The organism is Serratia sp. OLAL2, from assembly GCF_002752475.1.
GTDB classification, from domain to species: Bacteria; Pseudomonadota; Gammaproteobacteria; order Enterobacterales; family Enterobacteriaceae; genus Serratia; species Serratia bockelmannii.
On the sequence record NZ_MSTL01000018.1, the window covers coordinates 217007 to 238746 of the forward strand.

Below are 21740 nucleotides of genomic sequence, written 5' to 3' on the forward strand. Positions count from 1 at the left end.
TCTGTCATGATGTTGCCAATGGTACAAAATGATACTTTAAGCTAAGGAGCTGCATTTGGCAGTGGGTCGAGGACGGAAAGCGACGCTGGCTAGCGTGGCCGCACAGGCAAACGTCAGTAAAATCACCGCGTCGCGGGCATTTTCACAGCCGGACAAGGTTCATCCGGAAACGCTGCGCCGCATTCGGGAGACGGCTGCCGAACTCGGCTATGTGGTCAATGCCGCGGCGCGCAACCTGCGGGCGAAAAGCAGCAGAACCATTGGCATCGTCAACCCGGATATGGCCAACCCGTTCTTTGGCGGCCTGACACGCCTGATGACGCTCGAAGCGCAAAAAATGGGGTACGACACCCTGGTGTTCGACTCCTATGAGTCTCAGGAAAGCGAAGACAGAATCATCGACAAACTGATTGGCTACAACGTCGATGCGATCATTCTCTCGGTCATTTCCAACGATCATCTGTACCAGCCCTCCTATCTAAAACGGTTGGAAACATTGAATATCCCGGTGGTGCTGATCGACCGGGAACTGGACAATCGCCACTGCAGCGGCGTGTATATCGATAACCTGGACTGCGGTCTCCAGGCGGGGCGCTGGCTTTTGGAACAGAAAGCGCAGCGGGTGGTGGTGGTGTCTGGACCGGAGAACTCCAACGTTGCACGGGACAGGGTCACAGGGCTGCAGGCGGCGTTGCAAGGGAAAGTGGCGTCGTTTGAAGTGCTGTATGCCGATTTCTTTATGGACGTCGCCTGGCAAGAGACGAGCCGCTGGCTGGCCAATCACCGCGCGCCGGACTTTTTCGTCGGCTGCAATAACCAGATCTCCCTGGGCATTATCAAGGCCTGTATCGAACATCGGCTGCCGTTGATGCAGGACGTGTCGCTGTTCAGCATCGATGAGGTTTCGCATGCCGAGATCTACGGTTTCCATTTCCCTTGCGTGTCGCATGATTTGCAAGAGATCGCCTGGCAAGCCTTGAATCTGGCGATCCGTCGTATTGCCGACCCCGAGATCAAACCGGGCAAGGTGGTGGTGCGAGGAAAACTCGTCGCGTAACGGCGCACCCGTTCTCCTTATCCTTCATTTTTCAGCGTGTTGCGCTGTTTTTGGCTCATCCCGCCCGGCGGGACGGATGAGCAGCCACAAACCGCTTCCTGCCGTCGCCGCGCCTAGCAGCATGGGCCAGGAAAGGGGTTCATTGAACATTAACCCGGCCCAGCAGAAGGTAACGAAGGGACTGAGAAACAGCAGGCTCGTCACGCGCAGCGCAGAAGTGAGCTTTAGACACAACCAGTACAGGCCGTAACCGGCCAGCGTCGCCAGTAGCGCGTTCCAAAGCACGCCGATCGCAAACCCCGTCGTTACCGTGGGCAGCAACGGGCCTTCATTGCCGGCCAGCGCGGCGAAAGCCAGCGCCGAAACCGCGCTTTGTATCCCCAGCGAGGCCGGCAAACTCATTGCGTGCGCCCGCGGCAGCCGTTCCTGCCACAGGGTTGCCAGCGCTAGCGATAGCATCCCCGCCAGCGGCAACAGGTAACTCCACAATGGGGCTTCTCCCCATGAAATGGCGCTGCCGGTCGCCAGCGTTACCCCGCTAACCCCCAAGGTTAAGCCGGACCAAACGCGACCATCGGGCAGACGGCGTTGCAACAGCATGCTCAGCAGCGCGGTGCCGAGAGGGAGCAAATCGGCGATGAGTGCGGCCAACCCGGCCGGCACGCCATATTCGATGCCTTTGCTGACGCCGGCCAGGTAACCGGTCATGGCGAGCAACCCAATCCCGGCGTGAACCGCTATTGTCAGAGGAGATGCACGCCTGATGGCGTTCAGACTAAACGGCAGCAACGCGAGAGCGACGACCACGCAGCGCCAGAACGCCACCAGCAACACCGGCGCGTAATCGGCGGCGAAGCGGATGCCGACGAAACCGGAGCTCCAGGCCACGATCAGCAGAACCTCGGCCGCAGCCAGCCAGAGGGCGGCTTTGCCGCGATGTTTGCCGCCGTGGGACGAGGGGCGAAATGATGGCAGGGACATGATGGTCACCTCCTTTCCGCCCGATGGTAGTGTGTGGCTATAATTTAATAAATCGAATAATTTTCGTTCAGTTGTTTAATGGAGTTAAATCATGCGGCCGATATTGGATATCGATCTCTTGCGCACTTTTCACGCCATTGCACGTTTGGGGCAATTTCGCGCGGCGGCGGCATTTGTCAATCGCAGCCCCGCCGCCGTGAGCGTGCATATCCAGCGCCTGGAACAGGTGGTGGGCGGCCGCCTGCTGGAGCGTGACAATCAGGCCGTGGTGCTGACGCCGCTGGGAAGCAAGCTGCTGGCATCGACGCTCGGGCTGCTGAGCGCCCATGACGATATTCTGCGGGAACTGCAGGTCGCGCCGCTAAGCGGCCATATCAAATTGGGATTGCCTGATGAGTACGCTTCTCATGTGATACGCCATATTTTGCCGCGGTTTGCCGACAGTTTCCCCGCGGTGGAGCTGGAGGTCTCTACCGCTGCCAGTCAGGCGCTGGTGGAACAAATTGGCCGTAATCGGCTGCATCTTGCGCTGGTGGTTCAACCCTCGAAGAGACAGTGTCCGACACCGCTCGCGGTGACAGTACCAGTGTGGGTTGGAGGCCGTTCGCTGGCGCTGCAGGCTAACCGGCCGCTGCCGCTGGCATTGCATGCCGCCGATTGCCCTTATCGTGAGGCTATGATCGATGCATTGACCAGGGCGGGAAGGCATTGGCGAGTGGTTGTGAGCAGCCCTTCGGCCAGCGTGGTGGCGGCTGCCATCGAGGCAGGATTGGCCGTCACGCTGCTTGACCGCGCACGGGTTTCGGCGGCGATGCGGATACTCGACGAATTGCCTTCGGTCGCACCACATGAAGTGCAACTGCTCCGTTCTGCCACGGCCGCCAGCCAACCGGCGGTGGCGATGCTGGAAAGCGTCATCGGTGAGTATTTACGGGGGAGAACATGAATATCGGCCGCGTGGGGAAGACGAATCGAGCATGACGGTGACGGAGAGATGTGGCTAGCGCCGGGAACGCTGTATCGCGGGGCGTTCCCGGTATTCGAGGGCTGGAGATCAGAACACCTGTTTGAACGGCTTCACCGTCACGTCGGCATAGACGCCGGCGGCGATATAAGGATCCTGCTGCGCCCAGGCCTGGGCTTCCGCCAGCGAGGCGAATTCGGCGATCACCGTTGAACCGGTAAAGCCGGCGGCGCCGGGATCGTTGCTGTCGATGGCCGGGTTAGGGCCGGCGACCACCAGGCGGCCGGCGTCGCGCAGCGCCTGCAGGCGCGCCAGGTGTGCCGGGCGCACCGCCAGACGGTTTTCCAGCGAGTTGGGGACGTCTTGCGCGTAGATCAGATAAAGCATGTTTCACCTTTAAAATCATGGCTATAAAACGGTGCTACCAAGGTAGCGCAAAAGGCACGGCAGGGGAACGGTACGCGGCGAATTTCCCCGCGGATTGGCGCTTATGCCTTGAAGCCGCTACTTTTTATTCGTATAGTGCGGCGCGCTTAAACTGATATGCCATTGAGGTGAGGACATGACGGAACTGGTAAGGGAAAAACTCGATTTGCCGGCGGGCAAAAGTAAACTGCTGCTGCACTCTTGCTGCGCGCCCTGTTCCGGCGAAGTGATGGAAGCGATCCAGGCGTCCGGGATCGAGTACGCCATTTTCTTCTATAACCCCAACATTCACCCGCAAAAAGAGTATCTGCTGCGCAAGGAAGAGAACATCCGTTTCGCCGAGCAGCACGGGGTGCCGATTATCGATGCCGATTACGACACCGACAACTGGTTCGCCCGCGCCAAGGGGATGGAGAATGAGCCGGAGCGCGGTATCCGCTGCACCATGTGTTTCGACATGCGTTTCGAGCGCACGGCGCTGTATGCGCATGAGCACGGTTACGACACCATCTCCAGCTCGCTGGGCATTTCGCGCTGGAAGAATATGCAGCAGATCACCGACTGCGGCATCCGGGCGGCGGAAAAGTATCCCGATCTGGTGTACTGGGATTACAACTGGCGCAAGAAGGGCGGTTCGTCGCGCATGATAGAGATCAGCAAGCGCGAACGCTTCTATCAGCAGGAATACTGCGGCTGCGTCTATTCGCTGCGCGACACCAACCTGCACCGTAAGGCGCAAGGGCGACCGCTGATCAAACTGGGCGTGCTTTACTATGGTGATGAAGAATAGCGCTGACTCACCGCAATTAACCCGCTCCGGCGGGTTTTTTACTTTTTGACGCCTGGCCAAACGTTAATGAAGCGTGTCGCCCCGGCGGTAAAAAAGCAACGGCAAGGTTAATATCCTTATGAGTTTGCTGGTTTTAGCCGCGCATACTGACGATTAAAGCGATAGTTTGCCTTTCGTTATTGAATATGATTGCTATTTGCATTTAAACTTGGCGAACCAGAGGAAACAGAATCATTATGCCGCTAAAAAAGATGTTCCTTAATCGCCGTATATCCGTGCCTTTCGTCTTGTCCGTAGGCCTGCACAGCGCCCTGGTGGCGGGATTGCTTTACGCTTCGGTAAACGAAGTAGTGGAGCTGCCGAAGCCAGAGGACGCGCCGATCAGCGTCATGATGGTCAATACCGCCGCGATGGCCGAACCGCCGCCACCTGCGCCGGCCGAGCCGGAGCCGCCGCAGGTCGAACCTGAGCCGGAGCCAGAACCGGAACCTATCGTGGAGCCGCCGCCAAAGGCGATCGTGAAGCCGGAGCCGGTCAAGCCGAAACCAAAACCTAAGCCGAAGCCAAAGGTCGAAAAACAGGTCAAACCGGAGCCGAAAAAAGTCGAGCCGCGCGAACCGTCACCGTTCAACAACGATTCGCCGGCCAAGCCGATCGACAAAGCGCCGGTGAAACAGGCGCCTGCCGCGCCGGTGCAGGGCAATTCGCGCGAGGTCGTGCCGAAGGCGTTGGTGCAGTCCAAACCGATGTATCCGCCGCGCGCGCTGGCCTTACAGATTGAAGGCAGTGTTAGGGTCCAGTTTGATGTCGACAGCGATGGTCGCTTGAGTAACGTGCGTATCTTGTCGGCCGAACCGCGCAATATGTTCGAGCGCGAAGTGAAGCAGGCGCTACGCAAATGGCGCTATGAAGCCAAAGAAGCGAAAGACCTCATCGTCAACATTCGCTTCAAGCTGGATGGCTCGACCGAATTGAACTGAGGTAGATCTGGCGACAGATATCAAGCGTGTTGATCGTTTGTCGCTTCATCTGACTACCGTCCTTGACTTCCTCGCCCGATGCCTGGGCGAGGAAGCTATCCAGACCTGATAATTCACGTTGATTGTTTTACGTGGACGTCCTCTTTTTTCCTACCGCAATGCCAAATTTATCCTCATAAATATTCGCAATCTGCCGGCAAACTTCACCGTTCTCATAGCAATACTTTTACATGCCTGTTGAAAAACATTCATTTTCATCAGGTTATGAGTTTTTTTGACATGGATACGCAGGTTTTAAATTTATTCCTGTCGTGATTATGCGCCAAGTCTGTGTAAAAAATAATCAATGGTAAACGTGTAATATTTAATTCAGGTTTACAATAGAGGGGTGATTTGCTTGAATGCGGAGCGAGATTTGTCACTACGCCCGCTAAGCCGACGACCACTGCATTGTTCGTCGGTGAGCGAGGGAAGGTGCGGTCTCAAACAGCCACTCAGATCAGTGAAGTCTCCGTTAATCTGTGTGACAGAACGGGGGCTGTCTGATGGGGCTGTCACTGCGAATAACATCAGGATGAAAATATGAGCTGGACGATTGATAAAGTGAAAGTGCTGTTTAATAAGCCTTTGTTGGATTTGCGCTATGATGCGCAAAAGGTGCATCGTCAACATTTTGATCCGCTGGAAATACAAATGAGCACTTTGCTGTCTGTTAAAACAGGAGGGTGCCCAGAGGACTGCAAATATTGTTCGCAAAGCGCAAGGTATAAAACAGGATTGCGGGCAGAAAAGTTGTTGCAGGTAGAAAAAGTCTTACAGTCAGCCCGTACAGCGAAAGAGGCTGGCTCCTCGAGATTTTGCATGGGAGCGGCCTGGAGTAATCCTCACGAACGCGATATGCCTTATTTGGAGGAGATGGTCAGAGGGGTTAAGGCGTTGGGGTTGGAAACCTGCATGACGCTGGGAAAACTGACTGATTCTCAGGTCGAGCGATTGGCTAACGTTGGCTTAGACTACTATAGCCACAATCTGGATACCTCTCCCGAATATTATGGCAGCATCATCACAACCCGCACTTATCAGGATAGATTAACGACGATCGATAAAGTCAGGGCGGCCGGCATCAAGGTCTGCTCCGGTGGAATATTGGGTCTAGGTGAAAGTAACCTAGACCGGATAGGTCTGCTTTTGCAATTGGCAAACCTTTCTAAAGCGCCGGAAAGTGTGCCCATTAACATGCTGGTCAAGGTGGCGGGCACCCCCCTGGAAGACAGTGAGCCGGTGGATGCCTTTGACTATATCCGCGTCATTGCCGTTGCCAGAATCATGATGCCGACCTCCTATGTGCGCATCGCGGCAGGGCGCGAGAAAATGAATGAGCAAATGCAGGCCATGTGTTTTATGGCGGGGGCCAATTCAATTTTCTATGGATGCAAATTGTTAACGGCAACGAATCCCGATGAGGATCAGGATATGAAATTGATACGGAAGTTGGGTCTGAAAACACAAAAAGTGCGCCAATCACTGACAGACGAGGAAGAGGGCGCGTCATTGCTGAAAGACGTAATGACTATGGATGATGAGAACTATTATCAGGTTATTTGATGCGGCATTTAAATATGCCCACGGATAAAGCGGCAAGCCAACAGCAGTATGCTGTTGGCTTCAATCATCTTATTCTTCGAAACCGACGCGGAAATTCATTTTGCCCTCAGGCAGCGCGCGCGAGTTGCCTTCCGCATCGACCGCCACATAGGTGAACACCGCTTCGGTCGCCCGGTAACGCTGGCCGATCGGGGCGGAAGAAACTTTCTTTACCCACACTTCGATATTAATGGTGATCGAGCTGCGCCCGGTGCGGATACAGTGCGCATAGCAGCAAACCACGTCGCCTACCGCCACCGGTTTCAGGAAGGTCATGCCGTCTACGCGTACCGTCACCACGCGCCCTTCGGCGATCTCTTTGGCCTGAATGGCGCCGCCGATATCCATTTGCGACATCAGCCAGCCGCCGAAAATATCGCCGTTGGCATTGGTATCGGCCGGCATCGCCAGCGTGCGCAGCACCAGCTCGCCGCTGGGTAAAGGTCGTTGTTGTGTCATAGCAGTCTGCTTTTAAAAGGAAGGGATAACATCATACTGCCCGCGGCAAATGCCGCAGGCATTAACAATTTTGTAACTATTTTGTTTCTTCTGCCGGTACGTGCCGGTATTTGTAACTATTTTTTCTGTTCTTCCGGCATGTGCCGGTAAATATAGATACCGCTGAGGAGGGTGAAGACCAGCGTCAGTACCGTCAGGCCAAAGACTTTGAAATTGACCCAGACGCTTTGCGGCAGCCAGAAGGCGACATAGATGTTCGCCAGGCCGCAGGCCAGGAAGAAGATCGCCCAGGCCAGGTTGAGGTTGCTCCACACTTTGTCCGGCAGCGTCAGCTCTTTGCCCAGCATGCGCTGAACCAGCGGTTTTTTGAGCACCCATTGGCTGATCAGCAGCGCCAGCGCGAACAGCGCGTAAATCACCGTGACCTTCCATTTGATGAACAAATCGTTATGGAACACCAGCGTCAGGGTGCCGAATACCAGCACCATCAGGAAGGTGATCAACGTCATCTTCTCGACCTTGCGGTATTTCACCCAGGTGAACACCAGCGCCAGCGCGGTGGCGACAATTAACGCGCCGGAAGCAACGTAAATGTCGTACAGCTTGTAAAACGCGAAAAAGACAATTAACGGGAGGAAATCAAGAAACTGCTTCATAAATCAATCCATCATCTGTTCATCGGCCGACTATACCGGATTCGGCGAGCTCTGTGTACCGCCGGGCGTTGCCGATTATCGGCGTTTGGCCGGCGGATTTCTGCCGCGAAAGCAGGAATTTGCATAAACTTACGCAAGAAAGTGCCGGTACATTGCCAGCGCGGGCCGCAGGCCGCATAGTAAGTGTCATAATAACCAGATAATTTACCGCGGAAAACAAGCATGCAGTGGAAATCTCTCCAGGCCCTGACGCCTGGTTTGACGCATTTATTGGGCTATCAACGCAGTTGGCTCAAGCCGGATATTCGCGCCGGCCTTTCCGTCGCCGCCGTCGCCCTCCCGGTGGCCATCGCCTACGCCGAACTGGCCGGGGTCAGCCCGGTGGTGGGGCTCTACTCCTGTATCTTGCCGATGATGGCCTACGCGCTGTTCGGCTCGTCGCGCCAGCTGATCGTCGGGCCCGACGCTGCCACCTGCGCGGTGATCGCCGCAGTGGTGACGCCGCTGGCAGCGGGCAATATGGAACGCCATTGGCAACTGACCATTATGATGACCGCCATGATGGGCGGCTGGTGCCTGCTGGCCAGCCGGTTCAAGCTGGGGGCGCTGGCGGATTTGCTGTCGCGGCCGATCCTCAGTGGGCTGCTGAACGGGGTGGCGATCACCATTATTGTCGATCAGATCGGCAAGGTGTTGGGGTTTACGATGCGCCCGGCACAGCTGATCGAGCGCATCTACGCGCTGCCCGGTAACCTGCTGCACAGCGACTGGCTGACGATGGCGGTGTCGTTGCTGACGCTGGTGACGCTGCTCGGATTTAAAAAATGGCGGCCTAACTGGCCGGCGCCGCTGTTCGCTATCGTGCTGGCGGCGTTCGTGACCTGGGCGGGCGGCCTGCAGCAGCATGGCGTGGTGACGGTGGGCGGTTTCAGCGGCGTGCTGCCGATCGTCCAGTGGCCGGACTTCCAGCCCGGTTTGCTGCGCGACATGGTGATCCCGGCGCTTAACCTGGCGGTGGTGAGTTTTGTCAGCATGATGCTCACCGCCCGCAGCTTCGCCGCCAAAAACGGTTATGAGGTGAACGCCGACGCCGAGTTTCGCGCGCTGGGGCTGGTGAATATCGTCTCTGCGCTGTCGCAAGGTTTCGCCATCAGCGGCGCGGATTCGCGCACCGCGGTGAATGATGCCAACGGCGGCAAGAGCCAACTGGTGTCGATCATCGCCGCCGCGGTCATTGCCTTTGTCTTGCTGTTCCTGATGGCGCCGCTGCAGTTTATTCCGGTGGCCGGGTTGGGCGTGGTGCTGATGTATGCGGCCTGGTCGCTGCTGGACATCCGCGGCATCTGGATCTTGCGCCGTCGCAACGCGCAGGCGTTCCGCCTGGCGCTGTTTACCTTCCTCAGCGTGCTGCTGGTGGGAGTGATCAGCGGCATTGGGCTGGCGGTGTTGCTGGGGCTGATGCAGTTTCTGCGCACCGTCTTCCGGCCGACGGAACAGCTGCTGGGCGTCAACGACGAAGGCATGATCCATTCCATGGGCAATAACAATGGGGTGAAGGCGGTGCCTGGCGTCATGATGTATCGCTTCAATTCGCCGCTGACCTATTTCAACGTGGCGTATTTCAAACGCCGTATTCTCAATTTGGTCGACGGCACGCCGTTCCAGCCACGTTGGGTGGTGGTGGATGCGGTGGCCAGTTTCACCCACGCCGATATCAGCGTGCTGGCGGCCATCGACGAACTGAAACGCGACCTGTTACAGCGTAACGTAAGGCTGGTGCTGGCGGGGCGCCGCACCGAGCTGACGCGTTGGTTCCGCATCAACCGCTTAGGGCGCGACAAGGAGTTGATTTTGGTGCCGGACCTGTATCTGGCGCTGAAGCTGATTCAGAGTAAGGAGCAGGCGGAAGCCGCCGTGGTGGGGTAAAAAAAAGGGGCGCGCCGAAGCGTGCCCCTTGGTTTTTGCTTGCGCCGGCGTTAGCCGCGCAGCAGCATGTACAGACGGAACAGGTAGATCAGCAGCAGGGCAGACACCAGGTTGCTCAACGCGGTCAGTACCACGCTGGCGACGTTCGGCGTCAGCACCGACAGATGGCTCACCAAAAACAGCACCAGCAGCTTGGCCGCCAGCCACAGCATCATCGCCGGCACCAGCACGCGCGCATTGGCGAAGGCTAATTTGCTGCTCAGCTTGAGCGAAGCGAAGACGCCTTTTTTGTCGACGGAGGCGATCACCGGCGCCAGTGCGAAGGCGATAGCCATCAGCACGCCCGGCACCACAAACAGCGTCAGGCCAAGTTGGATCAGCAGGGTGCAGATAAACAGCAGCAACAACAGGCGCGGCAGATCGGGCGCCGAAGCGCCGAGCGCGCGCAGGGCGCTGGTGCGTTGCCCTTGCGACACCAGACGGATCAGCGTCAGCATCCCGCCGACCAGCAGCACGTTGCCGACCAGCGCGGAGAAGGTGGCGGCCGCCGACACTTTCAGCAACACCATCTGCTGTTCCGGCGTCATCTGCTGGATCACTTCCTGAATGCCCATGCCGGTAGAGGAAGCGAAATCGCTGGTGGTGGCAGCGAGCGTCGCCAACTGTTCGGCATCGGGGCTGAAGGCCTGATTCAGCAGCACGGAGATAAACGCCGTCAACAGCGCCAGCATCAGGATGCTGGCCAGTTGATTGCGTAAAAAGTTAAAACTGTCACGGTACAAAGCGTTGGCCGTGATAGGCATGCAGACTCCTTGGCGTCGGGAAAACAGAGATAAATCAGTGGGTGATTGTACCCTGTTCCACGCCGCAGTGGCACCCCGCGAATTGCACTACGCCTATTTCTTCAACGATCGTCGTCTCAGGCAGCGATAGCGGCAAGGGCACCGGCAAGGGGGGCAGGCCGTAGCGTTCCCGGGCGCGATCGCAGGCTTCGTTACGCAGGCCGTTTTCACCGGACTGATCGAACTCTCTGCACGGGCTGGGTCGATTGAGGTAGATCGAGCAGGACACGGCTTTGCCGATCTCGCCGTCCAGCGCGGTGCAGCGGGGGGACTTGCTGTTGGTCCCCTGCATGCAGCGCAGGAACGGGCTCAAAGGCTCCGTCAGGGAAAGGGGGACGGTGCCGCCGCCGTCTTCGGCTTCGGCCCAATAGAATGACACTCGAAAATAACCGCAGCATGCGCCGCAGCTGACACAGGGATTAAGGATTTCGCTCATCTTGATTGCCCGCCGACTCCTCACGGCACCAACCAAAACCAACACGGAAAATGAAATTACCTCAGCCGCATTTTTCTCCGCAACTGAAATTTGAACATGTAGATAATTTGCAACAAAATCGTTTTTTTGATGCAGATCAATCCTTGATTTATTAGACGGTTAGGTAACCTTGTTTTTAGTGGGATTTTAAATTTTTACACATAAGATGTGATCTCGATGGGATCACAAATACCCGAAAGTAGGTATATTCCCCCTCGAGCGATTAACCACACAAATGGAATGGATAATGAAAAAGACAACTCTGATGGTATTGGCGACGATGATGGCGCCTATGTTGGCAAGTGCGCATCAGGCCGGTGATTTCCTGTTCCGCGCGGGAACCGCGACCGTGCGTCCAAATGCGGGTTCAGACAACGTACTGGGGTTGGGCTCGCTGGATGCGAAAAACAACACCCAGCTCGGTCTGACCTTCGGTTACATGGTGACGGACAACATCGGCGTTGAGTTGTTGGCCGCAACGCCATTCCGCCACAAGGTGACGCTGGGCGGTACCGATCTGGCGACCGTTCACCAACTGCCGCCTACGCTGATGGCGCAATACTACTTCGGCGACAAGCAGGACAAACTGCGTCCTTACCTGGGCGTCGGCGTTAACTACACCACTTTCTTCGACGAGAAGTTCAACGACTACGGCAAAAGCGCCGGGTTGAGCGACCTCGATCTGAAAGATTCCTGGGGCGTGGCGGCGCAGGCCGGCCTGGATTACAACCTGGATGAGCACTGGATGCTGAACATGTCGGTGTGGTGGATGAACATCGAAACCAAAACTCGCTTCAACGATGCGAATGGTGGGCACCATAGCTTCGATACGCGTCTGGATCCGTGGGTGTTCATGTTCGGGGCGGGTTACCGCTTCTGATGAAGGCTTCCAAGCAGGGAGGCGTTGCGCCTCCCTGTGTCGGTATTATTTAATCTGCATCACGTTTTCAACAGATTTCACGCCGGCTACGCCGCGTGTGACCTGCACCGCACGGTTGGCGTCATCGCTGGACGTCACGAAGCCGCTCAGCTGTACGCGCCCTTTAAAGGTTTCCACGCTAATCTCGCGTGACTTGATGTTTTTATCCGCCAGCAACGCCGATTTCACTTTGGTGGTGACCACGGTGTCATCGATATAACCGCCTGTTCCCTCTGATTTTGCCGTCGGCGCGCAAGCGCTCACCGCGACCGCCACAACGGCTGCCATGCACAAGGCCGAAAGGGTTTTAAACAGCTTCATAAATTACTCTCCATGCAATGTTATGGTTGAAATTCGCTACGGTTTTTCGCCGCAGCGAGCGCATTCCCCAAATCAAACGAAGAAATGCATAGCGAACAAAGTTCATTGTGAGACAAGACTGGGTTTTGTTCAAATTTTTGCTGTAAATAAATGGAACAAACTTTGAGGGGAAACAAGCTGTTAAAGCGAGCGCCGGCAGGGCGCTCGCTAAAGAGGATCACGCCCGGGTGGCGCGCTTCATATTGCTGACAAAGGCCGCCAGCTTAGTCAGCATCTCCGCCGGGTTGGCATGGTGCTGTTCGATGATTTTGACGATTGCCGAGCCGGAGATCGCGCCGGCGGCCCCGGCCTGCAGCGCCGCCTTCACCTGCTCGGGTTCGGAGATGCCGAAGCCCTGCAGCGGCGGCGCGGCGTGATACTCGCGCAGCTTGTTCACCAGGTGATGCAACGGCAGCTGCGCTCGGCTTTCGGTGCCGGTCACCCCGGCGCGCGACAGCAGGTAAGTGTAGCCGCGGCCGTGCGACGCGATTTCACGCAGCAGATCGTCATCGGCGTTCGGCGGGCAGATGAAGATCGGTGCGATACCGTGGCGAATGGCCGCGGCGCGGAACGGCGCAGACTCTTCAAACGGCACGTCGGCGACCAGCACCGAATCCACGCCCACTTCGGCGCAGCGTTGGTAAAACGCATCGATGCCTTTATGGAACACCAGATTGGCGTACATCAGCAGCCCAATGGGAATGGTCGGGTGCTTCTGGCGGATGGCCGCCAGCATCTCGAAGCACTGGGTCGGCGTGACGCCGGCGGCGAAAGCGCGCAGCGTCGCGCTCTGGATAGTGGGGCCATCCGCCAGCGGATCGGAGAAGGGGATGCCCAACTCCAGCGCGTCCGCACCGGCTTCGATCAGGGTGTCGATAATCTGCAGCGATAGCGTCGGATTGGGATCGCCTAACGTCACGAACGGGACGAAGGCGCCTTCCTTGCTGCTTTCCAGACGCGTGAACAGTTGCTGATAACGTTCCATCAGATTTCTCCCCGAGCTTTCAAAATGTCGTGAACGGTAAATATGTCTTTGTCGCCGCGGCCGGACAGGTTGACCACCAAGATTTGCTCTTTCTGCGGCGTTTCACGGATCATTCTCAGCGCGTGCGCCAGGGCGTGTGAGGATTCCAGCGCCGGGATAATGCCTTCATGGCGCGACAGCGCCTTGAACGCTTCCAGCGCTTCGTCGTCGGTGATCGACACGTATTCGGCGCGGCCAGTGCTGTTCAAGTAGGCGTGCTGCGGCCCGACGGATGGGAAGTCCAGCCCGGCGGAAATCGAATAGGACTCTTCAATCTGGCCTTCGTCGGTCTGCATCATCGGCGCCTTCATGCCGAAGTAGATGCCGACGTGGCCGTGCTTGAGCGGCGCGCCGTGCTGACCGGTTTCGATACCCAGGCCGGCAGGTTCCACGCCGATCAGCCCAACGTCGGCGTCATCGATAAAATCGGCGAACATACCGATGGCGTTGGAGCCGCCGCCGACGCAGGCGATGACCGCATCCGGCAGGCGGCCTTCGCGCTCCAGCACCTGCGCTTTGGTCTCTTCGCCGATCATGCGCTGGAATTCACGCACGATGGTGGGGTACGGGTGCGGGCCGGCGGCGGTGCCGAGCATATAGTGCGCGGTTTCATAGCTGCCGGACCAGTCGCGCAACGCTTCGTTGCAGGCGTCTTTCAGGGTGGCGGAGCCGCTGTGCACCGGGATCACTTCCGCGCCCATCAGCCGCATGCGGAACACGTTCGGCGACTGGCGCTCGACGTCTTTGGCGCCCATATAGATGCGGCATTTCAGGCCGAGCAGCGCGCAGGCCAGCGCCGACGCGACGCCGTGTTGGCCTGCGCCGGTTTCCGCGATGATCTCGGTTTTGCCCATGCGCTTGGCCAGCAACGCCTGGCCCAGCACCTGGTTGGTCTTGTGTGCGCCGCCGTGCAGCAGGTCTTCACGCTTCAGATAAAGCTTGGTGTTGCTGCCGGCGGTGAGGTTTTTGCACAGCGTCAGCGCCGTCGGGCGGCCTGCGTAGTTCTTTAGCAGATCGATGAATTCGGCCTGAAACGCCGGATCGCGCTGAGCGCTGACAAAGGCTTCTTCCAGTTGTTTCAGGGCCGGCATCAGAATTTGCGGCACATACTGGCCACCAAATTCGCCGAAGTAGGGGTTAAGCAGCGTCATGAGAGTTCCCGTTATTATCCGTTATTAATGTTGAGCCGTATTCAGTAGGCGCGCAGGGTCTGGAAGACCGAGGCCAGGCGCGCGGGATCTTTGATGCCCGGTTCGCTTTCCACGCCGGAGTTGAAGTCCAGCCCGGCGCAGCCGAGCTTGGCCGCTTCGACGCAGTTGTCGGCGCGCAGGCCGCCCGCCAGCATCACGTTAGTCAGATCTTCGTCTTGCAATACCGACCAGTCGAAGCGTTGGCCGGTGCCACCGGCACCGTTGTCGAGCAGGTAGCGATCGACATACTGCAAATCGCGCGCCGGCACCCGATCTTTCACGCTAAGCGCTTTCCAGATGCGGCAATCGGCCGGCAAGCGGGCGCGCAGGGCGCTGATATAAGCCTGGTCTTCCGCGCCGTGTAATTGCACCGCGTGCAGACCGAGGCGCTCAACGGTCAACGCCACGGTCTCGACCTGGGCGTCGCAGAATACGCCGACGTACTTCAGCGGCGCGCCGGAAATCACTTCGCGGGCGCGGGTGATATCCACGTAGCGCGGGGAGCGGCCGACGAAAATCAGCCCGCCGTAGATGGCGCCCGCCTGATACGCGGCGGCGGCGTCCTGTGGGCGGGTCAGGCCGCACACTTTGTTGTCGCCCAGGATCACGCGGCGCACGGCGGCGCGCAGATCGGGTTCAGACATCAGCGCGCTGCCGATCAGAAAGCCGTTGGCGTAATGGCTCAGCTCGCGGATCTGCCCGTAGTTGTTGATGCCCGACTCGCTGATCACCGTTACGCCATGCGGCACGCGCGGCGCCAGCTCACGGGTGCGGTTCAGGTCGATGCTCAGATCGCGCAGATCGCGGTTATTGATGCCGACCACGCGCGCTTCCAGCGCGATCGCCCGCTGCAGCTCTTCTTCACTGATCACTTCGGTCAGCACGCCCATATTGAGGCTGTGGGCCACCGCGGCCAGCTGGCGGTACTGCTCGTCGGTCAACACCGACAGCATCAGCAGAATGGCGTCGGCCTGATAGTAGCGCGCCAGGTAAATCTGATACGGGTCGACGATAAAGTCTTTGCACAATACCGGCTGGCTGACGGTCTTACTGACCAGCGGCAGGAAATCGAAGCTGCCCTGGAAGTATTTCTCGTCGGTCAGCACCGAGATCGCCGAGGCGAAATCTTTATAGACCGTGGCGATCTCCACCGGATCAAAGCTCTCGCGAATCAGCCCCTTGGAAGGCGAGGCCTTCTTGCATTCGAGAATGAAAGCCGTACGGGTGCCCTGCAGCGCGTGGTAGAAGCTGCGTTCGCTCGGTACGATGTCATTCTGAAAGCCGGCCAGGGGCTGTTGCTGTTGTCGCGCCGCGATCCATTGCGCTTTGTCGCGGACAATCTTGTGTAGCACGGTTTCCTGCATCATTTATCCTCTTGCCGCCAGTGCGATGACACGCTCATAGGCCTGCCCGCTGTTGATCATATCCAGTGCCTGCCGCGCATTTTGGCGCAGGTCTTCATGTCCGAATAACTTCAGAAGCAACGCGACGTTGGCCGCGACCGCCGCGGCGTGCGCCGGCTCGCCTTTACCTTGTAACAGCCGCGCCAAAATGTCACGGTTTTCTTCCGGCGTGCCGCCCAGCAAGGCTTCCAGCGGATAGGTTACCAATCCGAAGGACTGCGGCGTGAGCTGGTAGCTGCTGATTTCGCCGTTGTTCAATTCCGCTACGTGCGTCGGGGCGTGGATCGCCACCTCGTCCATGCCGCCGCCGTGAACCACCGCCGCACGTTGATAACCCAGCACGCGCAGGGTTTCGGCAATCGGCAGCACCAGTTCCGGGCTGTATACGCCGATCAGCGCCAGCGGCGGACGCGCCGGGTTAATCAGCGGGCCCAGCACGTTGAACAGCGTGCGGGTCTTCAGCTGCTGGCGCACCGGCATGGCGTGGCGAAAACCGGTGTGGTACTGCGGCGCGAACAGGAAGCACACGCCGAGGTCGTCCAGCGCCTTGCGCGCTTCTTCCGCCGGCAGATCCAGACGGATGCCGAACGCCGCCAGCAGATCCGAAGAGCCGGAACGGCTGGAGACGCTGCGGTTGCCGTGTTTGGCGATTTTCGCGCCGCACGCCGCCGCCACAAAGGCGCTGGCGGTGGAAATATTGATGCTGTTGGTGCCGTCGCCGCCGGTGCCGACGATATCGGCGAACGGGTAGTCAGGGCGCGGAAACGGCTGAGCGTCGTCCAGCAGCGCTTTGGCGGCGCCGGCGATCTCTTCCGGGCGCTCGCCGCGGACTTTCATGCTGATCAACGCCGCCGCCAGTTGGCTAGGTTCCAGTTCGCCGCGCACGATAGCGCTGAACAGCTGTTGGCTTTCCTGCTGGCTCATCGACTCGGCGCGGTACAGTTTCTCAAGAATAGGTTGCATCGTCGTGTTCCTTATATTACTTCGCCAGCGCCCAGGCGAGGGTCTGCTCAAGCAGGCGCGCGCCATGGGTGGTCAGAATCGATTCCGGGTGGAACTGGAAGCCGCACACGCGGCGGTGGTCGTCGCGCACCGCCATCACCATCTCGCCGAAATGGGCGTTGACGGTGAGATCGGCCGGGATGTTGCTGCCGACCAGCGAGTGGTAGCGCGCCACCGGCAGCGGGTTGGCCATGCCGGCGAACATGCCTTCGCCATCGTGAGCGATCGCCGAGGCTTTGCCGTGCAGGATCTCACCCGCCTGGCCGACCTGGCCGCCGTAGGCTTCGACGATCGCCTGGTGGCCGAGGCAGATGCCGATAATCGGCAGCCGACCGCGCAGACGCTGCAGCAGTTCCGGCATGCAGCCCGCTTCGGACGGCGTGCCGGGGCCGGGCGACAGCATCAGTACCGGCTGAGTCATGTGCTCCAGGCGTTCGATGATCACCTCGGCGGCGATCTGGTTACGGTAAATCACCACCTGGTGGCCGCTGGCGCGCAGCTGATCGACCAGGTTGTAGGTAAAGGAGTCGACGTTGTCGAGCAGCAGGATATCGGCCATCAGAACACCTCCTTGGCATGGTGCGCAGTGGCGATGGCACGCAGCACGGCACGGGCTTTGTTGCGGGTTTCGTCGGCTTCCGCCTGCGGGATGGAATCCAGTACCACGCCGGCGCCGGCCTGCACGGTGGCGATGCCGTCTTCAACGTAGGCAGAGCGAATGACGATGCAGGTATCCAGATCGCCGGTGGCGGTGAAGTAGCCCACCGCGCCGCCGTAGCTGCCGCGGCGCGTGCCTTCTGAGGCGGCGATCAGCTGCATCGCCCGCACTTTCGGCGCGCCGCTGAGGGTGCCCATGTTCATGCAGGCCTGATAGGCGTGCAGCACGTCGAGATCGGCGCGCAGGGTGCCCACCACCCGGGAAACCAGGTGCATGACGAACGAATAGCGATCCACTTTGGTCAGGTCGGCCACGTAGCGGCTGCCGGCCTGGCAGATGCGTGCCAGATCGTTGCGCGCCAGATCGACCAGCATCAGGTGCTCGGCCAGCTCTTTGTGGTCGGTGCGCATTTCCAGCTCAATGCGGCTGTCGAGATCCAGATCCAGCGAACCATCGGCACGGCGTCCGCGCGGGCGGGTGCCGGCGATCGGGTAGATTTCGATCTGGCGATTGCCCGCGTCGTATTTCAGCGCGCTCTCCGGCGAAGCGCCGAACAGGGTGAAGTCATCATCCTGCATGAAGAACATGTACGGGCTGGGGTTGTTGTCTTTCAACGTCTGGTAGGCCGCCAGCGGCGCCGGGCACGGCAGGGTGAAGCGGCGCGACGGCACCACCTGGAAAATCTCGCCCTGGCGGATCGCTTCCTGCAGCTCGCTGACCACCGCGCCGTACTCTTCGTCGCTCTGGTTACAGCTCAGCTGCATGTTTTCCAGCGTTTGGTGCGGGATCGGCTGCGGGGTTTGTTGCAACTCGGCCTGAAGTTGTTCCAGACGTTGCTGCAAACGCTGCGCTTCACTCGCTTGTTCACTGAAGACGCTGGCCTGCAGACGGGCCGTACCGCGTTGGTGATCAAGCACCAACAGCGTTTCAGCCAGATAGAAGCAGAAGTCCGGGCAGCGCTGATCCTGGCGCAGTGCCGGCAGATCTTCGAAACCGGCGACCAAATCGTAGGCGAACAGGCCGCCCAGCATCACGGCTTCGCGCTCGTCCGCCGGAGAGTCCACCAGGGTCAGCAGCGTGCGCAGCGCGTCGAACACCGACAGTGAGCGCAGGCGAGCGTCTTCGTCCTGCACCGCGTCGATCGCCGGGAAGGTCAGTTCGCGGCCGTTGGGGCGCGCCTGATTGCGCACCTCGGACGGCAGCGCTTCGTCCAGCAGCGGCAACAGCGCCGCGCCGTTGGCGGTCAGTGCCTGCACGCTGACGGTGTGGCCCAGTGCGGTAATGCGCAGCGCGCTGTCGATCACCAGCAGGCTCTGCAGATTCTGTTTGCTGTTGATTTCCGCCGATTCCAGCAGCAGGGTGGCCGGACGGGCGCCGCACAGCTGGTGGAAAAGGGTGGTGGGGTCGCCCCGGTAGCTGGCTTGCGCCTTCAGCAATGTCAGTTGTGGTTTGGTGTTCATCATCGGTGGTTCCAGTGAATTCTGTCCATAAAAAAGCCCGCATCAAGTGCGGGCTCAGGAAATCTGCATTGTCAGATGACAGCTATGCGCGATTACACCGCCCGCAAGAGGGAGGTACGCCACCAACCGTGAAGAGAAATATAGTTGTTCATTTGCCGACTCTCTCTGTTAACACTCATCTGACACGGCCGTTGCCGTGAACTTGTGTACTAGTTAACTGGTTCGTGGCGGCAAAGTCAACCCTCTTTTTGCACAATGTTTTAGCGGCCAGGGTGAATTCTATTCATCATCCGCCTGGCGCCTGCGGCCAGGGCAGAATAGATTTCCGTCCGGCCGTCGATCGCGGGTATGATAGAAAACCAAGCCATTGCCGGATAGCCGTTTTGACAGACAGTAACCCCCCATCCACCGCTTTTACTCTGTACGATCTCCACAGCCACACGACCGCCTCCGACGGTTATCTGACGCCGACGCAGCTGGTACTGCGGGCGGTCGAGATGCGTGTAGGCGTGCTGGCGATCACCGATCACGATACCACCGCCGGATTGGCCGAGGCCGCCGCGGCCATTGCGGAGCAGGCGTTGCCGCTGCGGTTGGTCAACGGGGTGGAAATCTCGACGCTGTGGGAAAATCATGAAATTCATATCGTTGGGTTGGGCATGGACGTCACGCATCCGGCGCTGGTGGCACTGTTGGCGGAACAAACCGAACGCCGCAACTGGCGGGCGCAGGAGATTGGCGTGCGCCTGGGTAAAGCGCGGATCCCTGACGCTTATGCCGGCGCGCAACGGCTGGCGGGCGCCGGCGCGGTCACCCGCGGCCATTTCGCCCGTTACCTGGTGGAGCTTGGCGTGGCGAACAACATGGCGCAGGTGTTCAAGAAATACTTGGCCAAGGGCAAAACCGGCTACGTGCCGCCGCAGTGGTGTACAATAGAACAAGCCATTGATGCGATTCATCAATCGGGCGGTCAGGCGGTGATGGCGCATCCCGGCCGTTACGATCTGACCGCGAAGTGGTTGAAACGTTTACTGGCGCATTTCGCCGAACACGGCGGCGACGCCATGGAAGTGGCGCAGTGTCAGCAGGCGCCGCATGAGCGCGCGCAGCTGGCGAAATACGCGCAGGACTACCACCTGTTGGCCTCGCAAGGCTCTGATTTCCATCAACCTTGTTCGTGGATCGAACTGGGGCGCAAGCTGTGGCTGCCGGGCGGTGTCGAGCCAGTGTGGCGCGATTGGCCGCAACCGGGCCAGGCGGTCTGATTTTACGCGCGTGGCAACGCGCGCGGGCATCATTTTAGGAGCAAGTCATGAGTCAGCTTTTTTATATTCATCCGGACAACCCGCAACCGCGTTTGATTAACCAGGCGGTCGACGTGCTACGCAAGGGCGGCGTGATCGTTTATCCCACCGATTCCGGCTATGCGTTGGGTTGCATGCTGGAAGAGAAGGCGGCGATGGAGCGCATTTGCCGCATCCGTCAACTGGACGGCAACCACAACTTTACCCTGATGTGCCGCGATCTGTCCGAATTATCGACCTATGCGCACGTCGATAACACGGCCTTCCGCCTGATCAAAAACAATACGCCGGGCCACTACACGTTCATTCTGAAGGCGACCAAAGAAGTGCCGCGCCGCCTGATGAATGAAAAGCGTAAAACTATCGGCCTGCGCGTGCCCTCAAACCCGATCGCGCTGGCGCTATTGGAGGCGTTGAACGAACCGATGATGTCCACCACCCTGATGCTGCCGGGCAATGATTTTGCTGAGTCCGATCCGGAAGAGATCAGCGATCATTTGGGCAAGGTGGTCGATCTGGTGATCCACGGCGGCTTCCTCGGCCAACAGCCGACTACGGTTATCGATCTGACCGAATCCACGCCGGAAGTGGTGCGCGAAGGGGCGGGCGACGCGGCGCCTTTCCGCTGATGTAAAAGGTTGCCACCTTGCCCATTGTCTGAAAATCGGCTGAAGCGAGGCTATTTCGCGTGAAAGCCGCTATTCTTGATTACTTCAGAATTGATAATGGGCAGGATGCGCAGCAATGATTAAACAGGTTTCTTTTTTAGCGGCCTTATTATTTTCCTCAATGGCAAATGCGGGTTTTTATTCAGGCAGCGGTTTGCTGGCGGAATCCGGCGGTTACGTAAAAAATAAAAGCGGTGAAGCCACCGTGGCCGAAGCGCTGAATGGTGGCATGTTTATGGGATACGTCGCCGGCGTATTCGATACCTATTCTATGCAGGGCAATCGCAATATCTGTCCGGCTGCCGGGATGAGCATCGGCGTCGCCGCCGACGCGGTGATGAAGTATTTGAACGAGCACCCAGAGCAACTGCATTATTCCGCTCCGTCGGTGATCATGCTGGCATTAAGCGCTGCCTATCCCTGCGTGCGCCATTAAGTTCCCGTTCCAATTAGTGCGCATTTTTTCATAAGATGCGCTCGGGGCGCATTCCGCACGAACTTCAATAGATCAATGCCTGCTGCGCTGTCACCTTATTCCCGTCGGTATTTCCC

The 21740-nt window shown here is 58.7% G+C and carries 21 protein-coding genes, 1 pseudogene and 1 other annotated feature; of the genes and pseudogenes, 10 read left to right on the forward strand and 12 right to left on the reverse strand.

Going from position 1 to position 21740, the window contains the following annotated elements; all coding sequences use genetic code 11:
* Positions 1-55 precede the first annotated feature (55 nt).
* Positions 56-1057, forward strand: coding sequence for a LacI family DNA-binding transcriptional regulator (locus BVU99_RS14545; RefSeq protein WP_025303060.1), 1002 nt, complete (start codon positions 56-58; stop codon positions 1055-1057).
* A 24-nt stretch (positions 1058-1081) separates the two neighbouring features.
* On the opposite strand, the gene BVU99_RS14550 is transcribed toward BVU99_RS14545, so the two are convergent.
* Positions 1082-2038, reverse strand: a complete 957-nt coding sequence (locus BVU99_RS14550; protein WP_089180987.1) for a DMT family transporter — start codon at positions 2036-2038, stop codon at positions 1082-1084.
* A 91-nt stretch (positions 2039-2129) separates the two neighbouring features.
* Between BVU99_RS14550 and BVU99_RS14555 the strand changes: the two genes are divergently transcribed.
* A complete protein-coding gene (locus BVU99_RS14555) occupies positions 2130-2984 on the forward strand; it encodes a LysR substrate-binding domain-containing protein (RefSeq protein WP_089180986.1) in 855 nt (284 codons plus the stop codon).
* Between the two features lie 108 nt (positions 2985-3092).
* Here BVU99_RS14555 and BVU99_RS14560 read toward each other — a convergent pair whose 3' ends face one another.
* Positions 3093-3389 carry a YciI family protein gene (locus BVU99_RS14560; RefSeq protein ID WP_004932096.1) on the reverse strand — a complete coding sequence of 99 codons (297 nt, stop codon included), beginning with the start codon at positions 3387-3389 and terminating at the stop codon, positions 3093-3095.
* Between the two features lie 175 nt (positions 3390-3564).
* On the opposite strand from BVU99_RS14560, the gene BVU99_RS14565 reads away from it, so the two are divergent.
* The 3 genes from BVU99_RS14565 to bioB all read left to right on the forward strand — a co-directional run bounded on the left by BVU99_RS14565 (position 3565) and on the right by bioB (position 6803).
* The gene (locus BVU99_RS14565; protein WP_025303057.1) at positions 3565-4218 is read left to right on the forward strand and encodes an epoxyqueuosine reductase QueH; all 654 of its coding nucleotides are present in this window, start codon (positions 3565-3567) and stop codon (positions 4216-4218) included.
* 236 nt (positions 4219-4454) lie between these two features.
* A complete protein-coding gene (gene tonB / locus BVU99_RS14570) occupies positions 4455-5198 on the forward strand; it encodes a TonB system transport protein TonB (RefSeq protein WP_049205514.1) in 744 nt (247 codons plus the stop codon).
* 582 nt (positions 5199-5780) lie between these two features.
* Positions 5781-6803 (forward strand): biotin synthase BioB, encoded by a 1023-nt coding sequence (gene bioB, locus BVU99_RS14575; RefSeq protein WP_099817189.1) that lies wholly within the window; start codon positions 5781-5783, stop codon positions 6801-6803.
* A 69-nt stretch (positions 6804-6872) separates the two neighbouring features.
* Here bioB and yciA read toward each other — a convergent pair whose 3' ends face one another.
* Both yciA and BVU99_RS14585 read right to left on the reverse strand, forming a co-directional pair.
* Entirely contained in the window at positions 6873-7301 is a 429-nt protein-coding gene (gene yciA / locus BVU99_RS14580; RefSeq protein ID WP_004932085.1) for an acyl-CoA thioester hydrolase YciA, read from the reverse strand.
* A gap of 116 nt (positions 7302-7417) precedes the next feature.
* The gene (locus BVU99_RS14585; protein WP_016927511.1) at positions 7418-7957 is read right to left on the reverse strand and encodes a septation protein A; all 540 of its coding nucleotides are present in this window, start codon (positions 7955-7957) and stop codon (positions 7418-7420) included.
* 222 nt (positions 7958-8179) lie between these two features.
* On the opposite strand from BVU99_RS14585, the gene BVU99_RS14590 reads away from it, so the two are divergent.
* Positions 8180-9883: a SulP family inorganic anion transporter gene (locus BVU99_RS14590; protein WP_025303055.1), complete on the forward strand. Its 1704-nt coding sequence runs from the start codon at positions 8180-8182 to the stop codon at positions 9881-9883.
* 50 nt (positions 9884-9933) lie between these two features.
* Here the strand turns inward: BVU99_RS14590 and BVU99_RS14595 are convergent, their stop codons facing one another.
* Positions 9934-10686, reverse strand: a complete 753-nt coding sequence (locus BVU99_RS14595) for a YciC family protein (protein WP_016927513.1) — start codon at positions 10684-10686, stop codon at positions 9934-9936.
* 34 nt (positions 10687-10720) lie between these two features.
* Positions 10721-11161, reverse strand: coding sequence for a YkgJ family cysteine cluster protein (locus BVU99_RS14600; RefSeq protein ID WP_099817190.1), 441 nt, complete (start codon positions 11159-11161; stop codon positions 10721-10723).
* 286 nt (positions 11162-11447) lie between these two features.
* On the opposite strand from BVU99_RS14600, the gene ompW reads away from it, so the two are divergent.
* Positions 11448-12080: an outer membrane protein OmpW gene (ompW, locus tag BVU99_RS14605; RefSeq protein WP_016927514.1), complete on the forward strand. Its 633-nt coding sequence runs from the start codon at positions 11448-11450 to the stop codon at positions 12078-12080.
* A 45-nt stretch (positions 12081-12125) separates the two neighbouring features.
* On the opposite strand, the gene BVU99_RS14610 is transcribed toward ompW, so the two are convergent.
* The 6 genes and pseudogenes from BVU99_RS14610 to BVU99_RS14640 form a co-directional block, all read right to left on the reverse strand.
* A complete protein-coding gene (locus BVU99_RS14610) occupies positions 12126-12440 on the reverse strand; it encodes a BON domain-containing protein (protein WP_025303053.1) in 315 nt (104 codons plus the stop codon).
* 217 nt (positions 12441-12657) lie between these two features.
* Positions 12658-13464, reverse strand: coding sequence for a tryptophan synthase subunit alpha (trpA, locus tag BVU99_RS14615; RefSeq protein ID WP_025303052.1), 807 nt, complete (start codon positions 13462-13464; stop codon positions 12658-12660).
* The gene (gene trpB / locus BVU99_RS14620; protein WP_025303051.1) at positions 13464-14654 is read right to left on the reverse strand and encodes a tryptophan synthase subunit beta; all 1191 of its coding nucleotides are present in this window, start codon (positions 14652-14654) and stop codon (positions 13464-13466) included. Before trpB ends, trpA begins: the two co-directional genes overlap by 1 nt.
* Positions 14655-14695: 41 nt before the next feature.
* Positions 14696-16057, reverse strand: coding sequence for a bifunctional indole-3-glycerol-phosphate synthase TrpC/phosphoribosylanthranilate isomerase TrpF (gene trpCF, locus BVU99_RS14625; RefSeq protein WP_099817284.1), 1362 nt, complete (start codon positions 16055-16057; stop codon positions 14696-14698).
* A 3-nt stretch (positions 16058-16060) separates the two neighbouring features.
* Positions 16061-17657, reverse strand: a pseudogene (trpD, locus tag BVU99_RS25315) (bifunctional anthranilate synthase glutamate amidotransferase component TrpG/anthranilate phosphoribosyltransferase TrpD).
* A complete protein-coding gene (locus tag BVU99_RS14640; RefSeq protein WP_099817192.1) occupies positions 17657-19219 on the reverse strand; it encodes an anthranilate synthase component 1 in 1563 nt (520 codons plus the stop codon). The pseudogene trpD and the gene BVU99_RS14640 overlap by 1 nt, the downstream one beginning before the upstream one ends.
* Before the next feature lie 24 nt (positions 19220-19243).
* Positions 19244-19347, reverse strand: a sequence feature (Trp leader region).
* A 252-nt stretch (positions 19348-19599) separates the two neighbouring features.
* Here BVU99_RS14640 and BVU99_RS14645 point away from each other — a divergent pair.
* The 3 genes from BVU99_RS14645 (at position 19600) to BVU99_RS14655 (ending at position 21624) form a co-directional block, all read left to right on the forward strand.
* Positions 19600-20481 carry a PHP domain-containing protein gene (locus tag BVU99_RS14645; RefSeq protein ID WP_049205503.1) on the forward strand — a complete coding sequence of 294 codons (882 nt, stop codon included), beginning with the start codon at positions 19600-19602 and terminating at the stop codon, positions 20479-20481.
* A 47-nt stretch (positions 20482-20528) separates the two neighbouring features.
* On the forward strand, positions 20529-21149 hold the full coding sequence (locus BVU99_RS14650) for an L-threonylcarbamoyladenylate synthase (protein WP_025303045.1): 621 nt from the start codon (positions 20529-20531) through the stop codon (positions 21147-21149).
* Between the two features lie 115 nt (positions 21150-21264).
* Positions 21265-21624, forward strand: a complete 360-nt coding sequence (locus BVU99_RS14655) for a Rap1a/Tai family immunity protein (protein ID WP_025303044.1) — start codon at positions 21265-21267, stop codon at positions 21622-21624.
* Positions 21625-21740 lie beyond the last annotated feature (116 nt).